At 59.1% G+C, this 13873-nt stretch carries 10 protein-coding genes; 9 read left to right on the top strand and 1 reads right to left on the bottom strand.

Annotation, left to right across the window (positions count from 1 at the left end; all coding sequences use genetic code 11):
- Positions 1–214 precede the first annotated feature (214 nt).
- Together typA and H6G07_RS05065 are read left to right on the top strand one after the other, a co-directional pair.
- The gene (gene typA / locus H6G07_RS05070; protein ID WP_073607257.1) at positions 215–2005 is read left to right on the top strand and encodes a translational GTPase TypA; all 1791 of its coding nucleotides are present in this window, start codon (positions 215–217) and stop codon (positions 2003–2005) included.
- A 235-nt stretch (positions 2006–2240) separates the two neighbouring features.
- Positions 2241–3452 (top strand): DUF58 domain-containing protein, encoded by a 1212-nt coding sequence (locus H6G07_RS05065; RefSeq protein WP_199311916.1) that lies wholly within the window; start codon positions 2241–2243, stop codon positions 3450–3452.
- 26 nt (positions 3453–3478) lie between these two features.
- Here H6G07_RS05065 and H6G07_RS05060 read toward each other — a convergent pair whose 3' ends face one another.
- Positions 3479–4213 (bottom strand): HAD family hydrolase, encoded by a 735-nt coding sequence (locus H6G07_RS05060; protein ID WP_084172891.1) that lies wholly within the window; start codon positions 4211–4213, stop codon positions 3479–3481.
- A gap of 385 nt (positions 4214–4598) precedes the next feature.
- Between H6G07_RS05060 and H6G07_RS05055 the strand changes: the two genes are divergently transcribed.
- The 7 genes from H6G07_RS05055 to H6G07_RS05025 all read left to right on the top strand — a co-directional run bounded on the left by H6G07_RS05055 (position 4599) and on the right by H6G07_RS05025 (position 13855).
- Positions 4599–5921: a glycosyltransferase family protein gene (locus H6G07_RS05055; protein ID WP_073607259.1), complete on the top strand. Its 1323-nt coding sequence runs from the start codon at positions 4599–4601 to the stop codon at positions 5919–5921.
- A gap of 74 nt (positions 5922–5995) precedes the next feature.
- Positions 5996–7240 (top strand): glycosyltransferase family 4 protein, encoded by a 1245-nt coding sequence (locus tag H6G07_RS05050; protein WP_073607260.1) that lies wholly within the window; start codon positions 5996–5998, stop codon positions 7238–7240.
- Between the two features lie 2 nt (positions 7241–7242).
- On the top strand, positions 7243–8424 hold the full coding sequence (locus H6G07_RS05045) for a glycosyltransferase family 4 protein (RefSeq protein ID WP_073607261.1): 1182 nt from the start codon (positions 7243–7245) through the stop codon (positions 8422–8424).
- A 220-nt stretch (positions 8425–8644) separates the two neighbouring features.
- Positions 8645–10471: an ABC transporter ATP-binding protein gene (locus tag H6G07_RS05040; protein WP_073607262.1), complete on the top strand. Its 1827-nt coding sequence runs from the start codon at positions 8645–8647 to the stop codon at positions 10469–10471.
- Positions 10472–10484: 13 nt separating this feature from the next.
- Positions 10485–11519, top strand: a complete 1035-nt coding sequence (locus H6G07_RS05035; RefSeq protein ID WP_073607263.1) for a phosphotransferase family protein — start codon at positions 10485–10487, stop codon at positions 11517–11519.
- A 177-nt stretch (positions 11520–11696) separates the two neighbouring features.
- Positions 11697–13169 (top strand): sensor histidine kinase, encoded by a 1473-nt coding sequence (locus H6G07_RS05030; RefSeq protein WP_242026634.1) that lies wholly within the window; start codon positions 11697–11699, stop codon positions 13167–13169.
- A complete protein-coding gene (locus H6G07_RS05025; protein WP_073607265.1) occupies positions 13166–13855 on the top strand; it encodes a response regulator transcription factor in 690 nt (229 codons plus the stop codon). The genes H6G07_RS05030 and H6G07_RS05025 overlap by 4 nt, the downstream gene beginning before the upstream one ends.
- The last annotated feature ends 18 nt before the right edge of the window (positions 13856–13873 follow it).

Raw genomic sequence — 13873 nt, 5'->3', positions numbered from 1 at the left:
GCATCGAGCTTTTCGACGGTAAGAAAAAGGGACGCCAGTTGGCGTTCCTTTTTTCGGCCTGAATTTAGACAGGCGGCTGTCGTTAGGAGTCTGTTGAATGAGCTACAATTGTTAAGTATTTTTTCATATTCGAAACTTGTCTTGAGCTTCCTTACGTTTGGCGCTCTGGGGTAGTTTCGTCGCCCGCTTATTGTCGCCAAGGTTTTACACAGTTATGACGCTTCCCATTCGCAACGTTGCAATTATTGCCCACGTTGACCACGGCAAAACCACTCTAGTAGATGCCCTGCTAAGGCAGTCCGGCATATTTCGCGAAGGGGAAGCCGTAATTGACTGCGTGATGGACTCCAACGACCTAGAGCGTGAGCGGGGCATCACCATTCTTTCTAAGAATACCGCCGTTCACTACGGTGAGACGTTGATCAACATCATCGACACCCCTGGCCACGCCGACTTTGGTGGCGAGGTGGAGCGGGTGCTGGGCATGGTTGATGGCTGCATTCTGATTGTGGATGCCAACGAAGGCCCCATGCCCCAGACTCGGTTTGTGCTCAAGAAAGCCCTGGAGAAAGGGCTGCGCCCCATTGTGGTAGTCAACAAGATCGACCGCCCCCAGGCTGATCCCCACGGTTCGGTTGATAAGGTGCTGGATCTATTTATTGAGTTAGGGGCCGACGACGATCAGTGTGAGTTTCCCTACCTGTTTGCCTCAGGGATATCGGGCTACGCCAAGAACAAGGTCGAAGACGAAGGCATCGACATGAAGCCGATGTTTGAAGCCATTCTCGACCATGTGCCGCCCCCGATTGGCGATCCTGAAAAGCCCCTACAAATTCAGGTGACAACCCTCGACTACTCCGAGTACCTGGGCCGTATTGTGATTGGCAAAATTCACAATGGGGTAATCAAAGCCGGGCAGCAGGCCGCTCTGGTGACAGAAGATGGCACCTTGGTCAAGTCCAAAATCTCCAAACTACTGGGTTTTGATGGCCTACGGCGCATTGAGATTGAAAGCGCCTCGGCGGGCCACATTGTGGCGGTAGCGGGCTTTGCCGATGCCAACATCGGTGAAACCATTACCTGCCCCACTAACCCCCAAGCGTTGCCGCTGATTAAGGTAGATGAGCCGACCCTACAGATGACCTTTGTGGTTAACGACTCACCCTTTGCGGGGCAGGAGGGCACCTTTGTCACCTCACGACAGCTGCGCGATCGCCTCATGCGTGAGCTTGAGACTAACGTAGCACTGCGAGTCGAGCCGACTGACTCTCCCGATCGCTTTTCAGTGTCGGGCCGAGGTGAGCTGCACTTGGGTATTTTGATAGAGACCATGCGCCGTGAGGGCTATGAGTTTCAGGTGACCCAGCCGCAGGTGATTTACCGCGAAGTTAACGGCCAGCCCTGCGAACCTTACGAGCTGCTGGTGCTCGACGTGCCAGAGGAGGGTGTCGGTGGCTGTATGGAGCGCCTTGGCCAGCGCCGGGGTGAGATGCAAGATATGCGGGTGATGGGCGATGGCCGCGCCACTCTGGAATTTGTGATCCCAGCGCGGGGGCTGATTGGTTTCCGCGGTGAGTTTATGCGTCTGACTCGCGGTGCAGGCATTATGAACCACAGCTTCTCAGACTATCGTCCCCTCTGTGGTGAGATTGAGGCACGCCGCAATGGAGTGCTGATTTCCTTTGAAGAAGGGGTAGCTACCTTCTATGCCCTCAAGAATGCTGAAGACCGAGGGGTATTTTTCATCACCCCTGGTACCAAGGTCTACAAGGGCATGGTTGTGGGCGAGCACAACCGCAACCAGGATCTCGAACTCAACATCTGTAAGAGCAAGCAGCTCACTAACCACCGCGCCGCTGGCGGCGATGAACTGGTGCAGCTCCAGACTCCAATAGATATGAGCCTAGAGCGGGCCCTGGAGTACATTAGCTCAGACGAACTAGTGGAAATCACGCCTGAGTCTATCCGCCTGCGCAAGCTGTCTAAGAAGCTGGTCAAGCGCTAAGCCGTCGGTGTTGCAGCAGCCCGGTATGGAGCTGCTCAAACGCTAAGAGAGCTAGGCAGATACCTCAGCTGAGCTAAGTCTTCGCTTAGCTTTGCCAAAAGCGTTTACATCTCGCCTGCCTCTGGCAGAGCACTAGGATGTAGACGCTTTTGGTTTATAGAAGCGCTGGGTCGCCGGAGCGGCTGGGTACGCTGAAGCATAGTCATTAGCGGCACGCATATTAGGGGAAATAGGTTTGAAACGGTTTACGCAGTGGCTAGAGCATCGCTGGGTTAACCCAGCCTACGTGGGATGGATTTTGCTAGGACTGGCGCTGTTCTTTTTTGCGGCGGCGACTAATACTCTGGCAGGCTGGCTGTATGTGATTAGCGGCGTGATGCTGGCGCTGCTGCTGATTGCGGCAGTGCTACCACCCCGGAACTTGCAAGGGCTTGTGGTAACGCGATCGCCCATTGCAGCGGTTACCGCCGGGACACCGCTAGACATCGAGCTACGGGTTCGCAACGCCCAGCGCCAGAGCAAAGGGCTGTTTCAAATCATCGATCCTGTGCCCTCGCGGCTGGGGGCTGTAGCGGTACATGCCCTGGGCGCTCTGCCTCCAGGGCAAAGCCACACCTGGCGGTATGCAGTACCAACCACTCGGCGGGGCGTTTACCGCTGGTCAACGATCGATCTGCGCACAGCGGCCCCCTTGGGCTTGTTCTGGTGTCGGCGCACAATGCCCGCTGCTGCCACAGCCGTGGTCTATCCTCAGGTGTTGCCCCTAAAACGCTGCCCCCTACTGGACACCATTGGCCAGCGCCAGGGTCAGCACTGGCGCTACAGCCCATTAGCCAAGGCCGACACTCAGGGGGTGACGCGATCGCTGCGTCCCTACCGCTGGGGCGACCCAACCCGGTTGATCCACTGGCGCACTAGCGCCCGCTACGGCGAACTGCGGGTGCGCGAGCTAGAAAGCATCACCACCAGTCGAGAAATTTTGATTGCCCTCAACACTACTGCGCGCTGGAATGAAGAGAGCTTTGAGCAAGCGGTAGTAGCGGCAGCGTCGCTCTACACCTACGCCCTGAAGCAGGGATTTGCCGCAGCCCTGTGGGTTCCTCAAGCAGACACCCTGCGAGATCCAGCCCGGGTGATGCATGCTCTAGCGGAGGTCAACCCAGAGGCAGGCCGCGATTCACGCAGCGTAAAGTTTGTGGCATCTCAGAAACGAGAACCGACTTGGAACGAGGATTTAAGTCAGAATCGCGCTGTTTCTCTACCCCAAGTAGCGACGATTTTGCTCACCTCTGCTGGCGGCCAGTCTATTGCCCTGGCCGCCGGCAGTCGCCAACTGGTTTGGAGCAACGGCGATCGCAATGCTAGCTCGACAGATATGCTAAGCACGCTTCAAATTGATCCAAGTCTTCCTTTAGAACCGCAGCTACAGGCTAATTTAGCTCGATAGAACCCGATTAGGTTGTATAGGAATTTCTAAGTGCGCCCACCTAGGGTGACTCGCTGCTGGAGTTTTTGGCAGGCTGTCCACAGGTCGGGCATCAGATGGGTTGGACGAAACCCCTGGAGATAGCTGCTGCTGCGAATGCCGCAGGTAACGGCCACTGTCTCTATGCCAAGGGTTTGACCAGCCATGATGTCGGCTTCGGTATCACCCACCATCCAGCTTTGACGAAGATCGTAGCCCTGGCGCTGCTGGGTAGCGATCGCTGCCTGCAGCCGCTCTACCTTGTGGCTGGCCTGGTTGGTGTAGGCGGCATCGACCTGGGGCATGCCGTAGAGATCGCTAATGGCCCAGCGGAGATCGTGCTGGTCTAGAAAGTCCATCACCTGATTGGGAGGGCGCAGGGTGACGAGCACCACCCGTACCCGGCACTGGCGCAGAAGGTCTAAGCCAGCCCGCGCCTGGGGTTGCACTTGGTCGTGGTCGAGCAGAGCCGTTTGGTTGACGATGTGGCTCACCTGCGCCAAGAAGGCATCGATGTTAGCCCCATCTAACCCGGACCAATGGGCGATCTGCCGATCGGGCACTCGGTTTTGCTTGAAAGTCCAAAACTGTGATTTTGACAAATAGCGCACGGTAACTGGATTGCCTTGCGCTTTAGCGTTGGCCTGCACCCACGCTAAACCCTGGCGGTAGGTGGCGTAATAGCGCTCGGAGACATCGGCAATAGGGCCGTCAAAATCGCAAAAAATGGTGATCGCAGACATAGACTCCAGAAACTCCTCACCGCTAGCGGTGAATTTGCGTTAGGTACAATCCGACATTTTTATTAATAATTTCTTTACAAAAATCAAAGCATGTTTACTTTAGCAACCCTGGTTGAAAACGACCACTGTCCTAACTCGGAGAAATTGGTCTTCCCGTTCATGAGAAAGGTCTCATAGAACTTTCACAGGGTGTTTAAACAAAGGCGTCATGCTGATTATGGAGGTGCCAGCTTTAAAGGTCATTTATGGGCAAATATAAGCATAATTCAGTAATTTTGAAACATTTTTAGCTTTTTTGTGGTCATTAAGCTCAGTTTAAGGCCAGTGACTAGCTCTAATACCTGAGGAGGCTGTTTTGCGCTCACCACATCGAATTCAAAAAACTATGACAACCCTGGTGCCAGCGTCGCCGAACCCCGCGATTGCCTTGGGCACGGTTGCACCGAACGCGGAGCCTACCTCAGCGCCATCCTCTCCGGCTCGGGGGCCGCGATCGCGGGTTGTGCTCTATTCTCACGACACCATGGGGTTGGGCCACAAGCGCCGGAATCTGCTGATTGCCCAGGCCTTGGGCAGCGCTGGACTAGCGGTCGATATCTTGCTAATTAGCGGTATGGGCGATGCCAATGCTATGTCTGTGCCCGATGGCATTGACACACTGACGCTCCCTGCTTTATACAAAAATGCCGACGGGCAATACGCGGCGCGGCGGCTCAACTTAGAGCTACAGGAGATTGTGCAACTGCGATCGCAGCTCATTCTCGCTGCCGTCAAAAACTTTCGGCCCGACGCGCTGATTGTGGACAACGTCCCCCGCGGGGCCGTGCGAGAACTCGATGCCACGCTGGAGTACCTGCGCCGTCGCTCGACCCGCTGCATTTTGGGCCTGCGGGATGTGCTCGATACCCCCGCTACCGTGCGCCGCGACTGGAAACGGGCTGAGAATATCACCGCCATTCGCCGCTACTACGACACCGTATGGATCTACGGCGACCCAACTATCTACGACCCCCGCCGCGAATACCGTTTTCCCGCCGACATTACTGAAAAGATGCGTCCCCTGGGCTACCTCGATTCCCGCGATCGGGCCAGACACGTGAATGCTGCCGCCCGCGCCCAGATTCAGCAGCTCGGGCTGCCCGGCGTTGCCCTAGCTGACCCCAAGCCTGACTACGAGCTAGTGCTGTGCCAGGTAGGCGGCGGTCAAGATGGTGCTACCCTGGCCGAAGCTTTTGCTCAAGCCACTTTTCCCGAAAACACCATAGGCGTTTTGCTGACCGGCCCCTTTATGCCTGCGGAAGCTCAGCGGCATCTACAGGCGCTAGCGCAGGCTAACCCTCGCCTGCGCTTGGTCAGCTACCTAGCGGAGCCCACCCTGCTGCTAGAGCGGGCCAGCCGAGTAGTGGCGATGGGTGGCTACAACACCACCTGCGAAATTTTGGCCTACCAAAAGCCAGCTCTGGTGGTGCCCCGCATTAGCCCCCGCCAAGAGCAGTGGATTCGGGCTGATCGCCTTAGTCGAAAAGGTCTGATCGACATGCTGCACCCTACCCAGCTCAGCCCTCAAACCCTGACCCACTGGCTGCACCAACCCATTGCCAACGCCGCTGCGCGCCCTGCGATTAATCTCGACGGCCTCAAAAACCTAGTGGCTGACCTGGAGCAGCTCTTAGTCAAGCCTGCCATGCCCACCCTTCAGGCATCGTAATTCTGCCTTGGGGTTGCTATCTTCAGACCTGCTGCGATCGCCCTCAATCTCGCCCATCCTCCCGTTTACGCCCCATGTCTCCCATTGCCTACGTTGTTAAACGCTACCCACGCTACTCAGAAACCTTTATCGTTAACGAAATTTTGGCCCACGAGGCGGCGGGTATCGAGATTCACATCTTTGCCCTACGTCCACCGTCGGATACCCATTTTCAAGACAAAATTGCCCGCGTGCGAGCTTCGGTCACCTATCTACAAAAGCCCGATCGCGGTCGCCGCAATCCCTCGATTGATACGCTCAACCCCAACGCAGCCACCTACTTCTGGTCAGAGCTAAAGGAAGCAGCCCAGGTCTTACCTGACCTGTGGGGCAAGTTGAGTTATGCCGCTGAGGAGCGCTCTAGCGTGGTGTACCAGGCGGTGTGGCTAGCCCAGGAGATTCGCCAGCGCGGCATTACCCACCTGCATGCCCACTTTGGCAGCGTCGCCACCAGCGTGGCTCGGCTGGCGGCCCACTTTGCCGAGGTGCCCTACAGCTTTACCGCCCACGCTAAGGATATTTTTCACGAATCGGTAGACCCTGACGATCTGCGCCGCAAGCTGCGGGATGCCGCCTCGGTGGTAACGGTGAGCGACTACAACGTGGCCTATCTGCGTGAGCAGTTTGGGGCCGATGCCAGCCGGGTACGACGCATCTACAACGGCATGGATCTGTCGGAGCTGCGCTATCAAGCTCCGACGGAGCGATCGCCCACCATTCTCTCGGTTTGCCGTTTGGTAGAAAAGAAAGGTCTGACCCATCTGATCGACGCCTGCGCTCTGCTACGCCAGTGGGGAGTCGAGTTTAGCTGCCAAATTGTGGGTACCGGGCCGCTGGAGAGGGAGCTGCGATCGCAGATTCAAGCCCTGCACCTCGACGACTGGGTTGATATCCTCGGTCCACGCCCCCAGCAGGAGGTTTTTGGCCTCATGCAGCAAGCAGCGGTTTTCGCCGCGCCCTACGTGATTGGCAGCGACGGCAACCGTGACGGGCTACCGACGGCGCTACTAGAAGCGATGGCCCTGGGCACTCCCTGCGTCGCCACCGATGTCACCGGTATTCCTGAAATTATTCGCCATGGCGACACGGGGCTCTTGGTAGATCAAGGGGATAGCGCCGGTCTGGCGGCAGCGCTGCGACGGCTGTTGATGGATGGTGCGCTGCGAGACTCGGTGGCGGCCCAGGCGCGATCGCTGATCGAGGCCGAGTTTGACATTGCCCGCAACGCCGCCGAGCTGCGATCGCACTTTCAGCCCGCTCCCCAGCTTCAGGAGGTGTAACCATGCGGATTGCCTATATCTGCGCCGATCCGGGCATTCCGGTGTTTGGCCAAAAGGGCTGCTCCATCCATGTGCAGGAGGTAATTCGCGCCCTGCGCCGCCAAGGGGCCAACGTGGAGTTGTTTGCGGTACGGATTGGCGGCTCTCCCCCCGCCGATCTCACCGAGGTTCCCCTGCACCAGCTACCGCCGGTGCCCAAGGGTGACCCAGCCCAGCGCGAACAGGCGGCGATCGCCCTCAACCCAATTCTGCGGGCTGAGCTAGAGCGCACTGGCCCCTTTGACCTGATTTACGAGCGCTATTCGCTCTGGAGCTATAGCGCCCTGGAACTGACCCAGGCCACCGGCACCCCCGCACTGCTGGAGGTCAACGCGCCGCTGATTGACGAGCAGGCCCAGCACCGGGGGCTAGTGCATCGAGACCTGGCAGAACAGATCGCCCACCGCGCCTTTCGCGCCGCCAGCGGGCTAATTGCCGTCTCGGCAGAAATTCAGGCCTACCTGGCAGGCTGGGGTGTAGGCGATCGCGTTACCGTCATCCCCAATGGGGTTAATCACCATCGCTTTACTCAGGCGCGGCTGGGGATGCGATCGCACAACGCGTTTACCGTCGGGTTTGTGGGTTCGCTCAAGCCCTGGCACGGCCTAACTCACCTGGTCAACGCCTTTGAGCACCTTCACCGCCGAGTACCCCAGGCCTGCCTGCTGATCGTTGGCGACGGGCCGAAGCGGGCCTCCCTAGAAGCCGAGCTCACTGAGCGGCAGCTAACCTCAGCTACCCGCCTGACCGGAGCCGTTTCCCCTGAGCAAATCCCTGCCCTGCTGACCCAGATGGATGTGGCCGTTGCCCCCTACCCAGACAGCACCGACTTTTATTTCTCCCCCCTCAAGGTGGTGGAGTATATGGCGGCGGGGCTGCCGGTGGTAGTGAGCGATATTGGTCAGCTGCGGCATTTGGTGGTGAACAACGTTACCGGGCTGCTCCGCCCCCCTGGGGACGACATCGCTCTGGCCCTGGCTTTGGAAGATCTATGGAGTTCACCCAGTCGGCGGCGGTCCTTAGGCCAGGCGGCGCGGCAGCATATTCTGGCCCACCACACTTGGGATGCGGTGGCTGAGAAAATTCTGGCGATCGCCCGTTCCCAACCCGTAGGGTGCATTAGCGCAGCAATGCACCACTCCTGAATCGATGACAGAGATTGCTTCAAGGAAGCCAGACCTACCGCTGGGGCCATTTCGCTGGCCCCAGGCCCCCTCGACCAGGGCCGTTCCGCCGCCCTGGACCCAGCGGAAAGGATTAGCCGATCATCGGTTTAAACCTCTGTTTTGCCAATGGGCTTGGGGGCGACACTCGACCCTGCGACATTGATCACTTTCCCCTCACTCCCCACCCCTTACTCCCGCCATGGATCGCTCTTCCTCCCTCACTCAAGCTGTTCCTGGCCTTTGGCAATTTGGCCAATACTTTTGGCCACTAATTCGGCCCCAGTGGCCGCTGTTGACGGTCTCTGGGCTTGCCCTATTGGCCGATGTGGGGCTGCGGGTGCTTGAACCCTGGCCCATGAAGGTGATCTTTGACTATGTGTTGGTGCCCGCCCGCAGCGACGATGCGACACCGTTAGCAGGATGGGATCCGGCTTTGCTGCTGGTGGCAGCGGTGGTGGCGATCGTGGTGTTGACTGGGCTGCGTGCCTTGGCGACCTACTGGAATACGGTGAGTTTGGCGATCGCTAGCAGCCGAGTCATGACCCAGGTGCGTAACCGGCTCTATCGCCACCTTCAGCGGCTCTCCCTGGGCTACCACAGCCAGGCCCGCAGCGGCGACCTGATTGTGCGGGTCAGCGGCGACGCCAGCCGCATGCAGGAGGTGCTGATTACTGCTGCCTTGCCCCTGGTGTCGAGCCTGCTGACCCTGGTGGGCATGGTGGTGGTGATGGTGTGGCTCGACTGGCGACTGGCGCTGCTGTCAACGGTCACCTTTCCGCTGTTTTGGCTGGCGGCGACTCGGTTTAGCAAACGCATTCGCAGTGCCTCGCTCCAGCAGCGCAAGCAGGAGGGGGCGGTGGCAGCGACGGCAGCAGAATCTCTGGCGGCAATTAAGCTGGTGCAGGCGCTGTCACTGGAGAATGCCTTTGCCGCTGTCTTTGCTGAGCAAAACCAGCGCAGCCTAGACGACGTGGTCGAAACCAAACGCCTCGCCGCCCACCTGGAGCGCACCGTCGATGTGGTAATTGCTTTGGGCACTGCCCTGGTGCTGTGGTTTGGCGCTCGGCTGGTGATTCAAGACGCCCTGTCGCCGGGGGATGTGCTGGTGTTTCTGAGCTACCTCAAGAACGCCTTTAAGCCGGTGCAGAATTTTGCCAAATATACGGGGCGACTGGCCAAGGCCGCCGCCTCAGGGGAACGGATTTTGAACGTGATGGAAACCGAGCCGGAAGTGTGCGATCGCCCCCATGCCCGCCCCGCCCCCATCTTTGCTGGGGCCGTGCGACTGGAGGATCTCTGGTTTGCCTACGAACCAGGTCAGCCCGTGCTCAAAGGACTCAACCTTTCCGTACAGCCGGGGCAGCAGGTCGCCGTCGTCGGCCCCTCCGGCAGCGGCAAGTCTACCCTGATGAGCCTGCTGCTGCGCCTTTACGATCCCACCGCCGGGCGCACTCTCATCGACGGCCACGACCTGCGCGACTACACCCTCGACAGCCTGCGACCCCAGATCAGCGTAGTGCTGCAAGAGAGCCTGCTGTTTGCCGCCACCATTCGCGAAAACATTGCCTACGGTGTGGCTGGAGCTAGCCAGAGCGAAGTTGAAGCCGCCGCCCGCCTAGCCAACGCCCACGACTTTATTGCCGCTCTACCCCAGGGCTACGACACCCCCGTGGGCGAGCGGGGAGCGACCCTGTCGGGAGGGCAGCGGCAGCGGATTGCGATCGCCCGTGCCGCCCTGCGCCCTTCCCCTATTCTGATTTTGGATGAGCCCACCACCGGCCTCGACAGCGCTAACGAGCAAGCCGTAGTCGCCGCCCTCAAACGGCTGGCCCAGGGGCGCACCACGTTTCTGATCACCCACGATCTCTCCCTGGCCACTCAGGCTGATCAAGTGATCTATTTGGAGCAGGGCCGCATGGTCGAACAGGGTAGCCATCGAGAACTCCTGGCCCGAAATGGCCCCTACGCCACCCTATTTCGCATGCAGGCGGCCCTGCGGGATGAGTCTTCTATGGTGTCGCGGTAGGGGCATTCTGACCATGCTCGACTCAAAAATTCCGTTTTTAGAAAAAGCCTTAGACCCAGGGCAGGCCCAGGTTCAGCTTCAGAACGCTATTCCCAGTTTGGTCCAGGTGACGGCGGCTACTCTGGTGCGCCACAAGCTAGGCCGCCGCGCCCTGGTGGAATACCATGCCGAGACTGTCACCGGCCCCCTCACGGTACTGGGCAAGCTTCGCGCTAAGGGCACTGATGTGGCCAGCTACCAGGTGCAGCAAGCCCTGTGGAGAAACGGTTGGGCTGCGGACAGTGGCGATCGCTTCTCCATTCCCGAACCCCTGGGGCTGGTGCCCGACTGGCACATGACCCTCCAGCGCAAAGTGCCCGGCATTCCCGCCACCCAACTGCTGCCAACCGAGCAAGGAATTGCGTTAGCACAGCGCATTGCCACCCTGGCCCACAAACTCCACCACACCCCCGTAACCACCGCTAAAACCCACACCCTCGCCGACGAGCTAGCCATTCTTCGCGATCGCCTGCCCCAAGTCGCCGAGCGACATCCCCCTTGGGCCACCCGCATTGAGCATGTCTTAGCGGCCTGCGATCGCCTCGTCACCCAATTCTCCCCTCCACTCTCCCACCCTCCCACTCTCCCACCCCCTCACACCGGCATCCACCGCGACTTCTACGCCGACCAAATTCTCATCGACGCTGACGACCCAGGGGGACAGCGCCTCTGGCTGGTCGATCTCGACCTCTACTGCCTGGGATCACCAGCGGTGGACATTGGTAACTTCATCGCCCACATCACCGAGCAAAGCCTGCGGGAGTTGGGGGATGCGACGGCGCTGCGCGATCGCGAAGTCGCCCTTCGAGAAACATACCTCAGCGCCAATTCTGACCCCTCCACCGGGAAATCAGCCCTAGCGACCACCGCCCGAGAAATTGATCTCTACACCGTGCTGACCCTGGTGCGGCATATTCACATCAGCACCCGCATTCCTAACCGTCGGCCCCACACCGAGGCGCTGCTGAGCCTGAGCGAAACTCGCTTGGCCAACATGCTAGAACAATAGTGAGTAAGGCCACACATTGGGCATGCCAACACATGGCCCAGCCTTTGAGAGCAGGAACTTTTGCTGCGGTGAATCCTTCACCAGTTAGATAGCGGTCTACTGTCCTCCACTAGACCCGGATGTAGCCATCTAACGATGGGGTGGGGCTGAGTTCGTGATGTTGAGCAAAAACCAACGTTGAAACCTCCTGCCTTACCGAAACTTCCCCCAACGCCCCATGCCCCCGGCGGCTGGCGGCAGATGTGGGGAGAAGCCCGCACCCGCATTTTGCTGTGGTACCTGCTGCTAATGGTGATTTCGAGCGTGGCTTCGGTGTTGGCGGTGCGGCAAATTTTGCTGTCGCGACTAGAAGAGCGGGTTGAGCAGTCGCTTTACCAGGAGGTAGAAGAGTTTCGGCAGCTGCGCAACGGCAGAAATCCGGAGACCGGACAGCCCTTTGGTAATGACATCAAGGCAATTTTTGACGTATTTCTGTCGCGCAATGTCCCAGAAGACAACGAGTACCTGCTAGCCATTGTCGATGGCCAGTTTTATAAGGCCAGTTCGCTGGCGCTACCAGTGGCTCTGCGCCCCGACAGCTCCCTCATGCAGCAGTGGGAAGCTTTAACTCTGCCGGAGCAAGATGGTGAAACGACCCTCTCGGGCACGGTGCTCTACCTGGCCGAACCCATTACAGCGGCGGGGGAGGTGAGGGGCATGTTTGTGGTCACCCACATGATCAGCCGCGATCGCGCCGAAGTGACCGAGTCGGTGCTCATTATTACCCAGGTGTCGCTGGTGGTACTGGCGATCGCCTCCGCCCTGGCCTGGTTGGCGGCGGGCAAGGTGCTGGCACCCCTGCGGCTGCTGAGTCAAACGGCCCGCTCGATCACCGAGTCAAACCTGACTGAGCGCATTCCCCTCGATAGGTCGGCGGGCGACATTGCCGAACTCACCCGCACCTTCAACGACATGCTCGATCGCATTGAGGGCACCTTCAACAGCCAACGGCAGCTGCTCAACGACGTGGGCCACGAGCTGCGTACCCCAATCACCATCATTCGCGGCCACCTGGAGCTGATGGGCACTACCCCCCAAGAGCAGCAGGAAACCCTCGACATTGTGATTGATGAACTCGATCGCATGAGCCGTTTCATCGACGAGCTAATGCTGCTGGCCAAAGCCGAGCGGCCTGACTTTTTGTTTCCCGAACCGATTGATCTGACAGCGTTTACCGAAGAGCTGTATGCCAAAATTACTGCCCTGGGCGATCGCCGCTGGCAGCTTGAGGCGGTGGGCGATGGGCAGATTGTGGGCGATCGCCAGCGCCTCACCGAGGCAATCGTAAATCTGGCACAAAACGCCACCCAGCACACCCGCATCGGTGACACCATTGCTCTGGGCTCAAGCAGACACCGCCACCAGGTAAACCTCTGGGTGCGCGACAGCGGCGAAGGCATCGACCTGGCCGATCAAACTCGTATTTTTCAGCGCTTTGTGCGCGGCAAGAGTCGCTACACCCGCTCCGATGGCTCTGGCCTGGGGCTGGCGATTGTGCAGGCGATCGTGCAGGCCCACGGCGGCACTATTCAGCTCGCCAGTCAGCCCGATCAGGGCGCTACCTTTACCCTGGTTTTGCCCCTCAAACCGCTCCCGGAACCCCATCTATGAGCCGCCTTCTCATTATTGAAGACGAACCCCGCATCGTTTCCTTTTTAGAAAAAGGGCTCCAGGCCAACGGCTTTATCACCACCCACGGTGCTGATGGCGAAACCGGCATTGCCTTGGCCCTCGACGGCGAATTTGACCTGATAATTCTCGATCTGGGTCTACCCGATCGCGACGGCATGACAGTGCTAGAGGCGCTGCGCGGCCAGGGCTTTACCAAACCGATTATTTTGCTCACCGCCCGCGACGACCTTTACGACAAAGTCACTGGTCTAGAGGCCGGGGCCGACGACTACGTCACCAAGCCCTTTCGCTTTGAAGAACTGCTGGCCCGCATTCGCGCCCGGCTGCGATCGGCCCAGGCACCCGCCGATGCCGCCAAAACCACCCTCACCGTCGGCCCCGTAGTGCTCGATCTAATGACTCGCCAGGTGCAGGTGAGTGGGCAACCCATCGAGCTATCGGCGCGCGAATTTATTCTCACCGAAACCTTTATGCGCCACGCCGGGCAGGTGCTCAGCCGCGAGCAGCTCCTCGATCTGGCCTGGGGCTACGGCTATGATCCCGGCTCTAACATTGTCGATGTCTATGTGGGCTATCTGCGTAAAAAGCTGGGCAGCGGGGCGATCGAAACCGTGCGGGGTATGGGCTACCGCATGGTGCTGCCCGAATCAGTCACCGTCGCGTAGGGGTACATAGGCTTTCAC

This window comes from Phormidium tenue FACHB-1052, assembly GCF_014696675.1.
GTDB classification, from domain to species: Bacteria; Cyanobacteriota; Cyanobacteriia; order Phormidesmidales; family Phormidesmidaceae; genus Nodosilinea; species Nodosilinea tenuis_A.
The sequence above is the reverse complement of the archived record's forward strand: the minus strand, read 5'-3'. Positions and strand labels throughout refer to the sequence as shown.

Bases quoted from the DNA above. Each gene is read 5' to 3' on its own strand.
- typA (WP_073607257.1), top strand. From the start codon at position 215: ATGACGCTTCCCATTCGCAACGTTGCAATTATTGCCCACGTTGACCAC.
- H6G07_RS05060 (WP_084172891.1), bottom strand. From the start codon at position 4,213: ATGTCTGCGATCACCATTTTTTGCGATTTTGACGGCCCTATTGCCGAT.
- H6G07_RS05055 (WP_073607259.1), top strand. From the start codon at position 4,599: ATGACAACCCTGGTGCCAGCGTCGCCGAACCCCGCGATTGCCTTGGGC.
- H6G07_RS05050 (WP_073607260.1), top strand. From the start codon at position 5,996: ATGTCTCCCATTGCCTACGTTGTTAAACGCTACCCACGCTACTCAGAA.
- H6G07_RS05045 (WP_073607261.1), top strand. From the start codon at position 7,243: ATGCGGATTGCCTATATCTGCGCCGATCCGGGCATTCCGGTGTTTGGC.
- H6G07_RS05040 (WP_073607262.1), top strand. From the start codon at position 8,645: ATGGATCGCTCTTCCTCCCTCACTCAAGCTGTTCCTGGCCTTTGGCAA.
- H6G07_RS05035 (WP_073607263.1), top strand. From the start codon at position 10,485: ATGCTCGACTCAAAAATTCCGTTTTTAGAAAAAGCCTTAGACCCAGGG.
- H6G07_RS05025 (WP_073607265.1), top strand. From the start codon at position 13,166: ATGAGCCGCCTTCTCATTATTGAAGACGAACCCCGCATCGTTTCCTTT.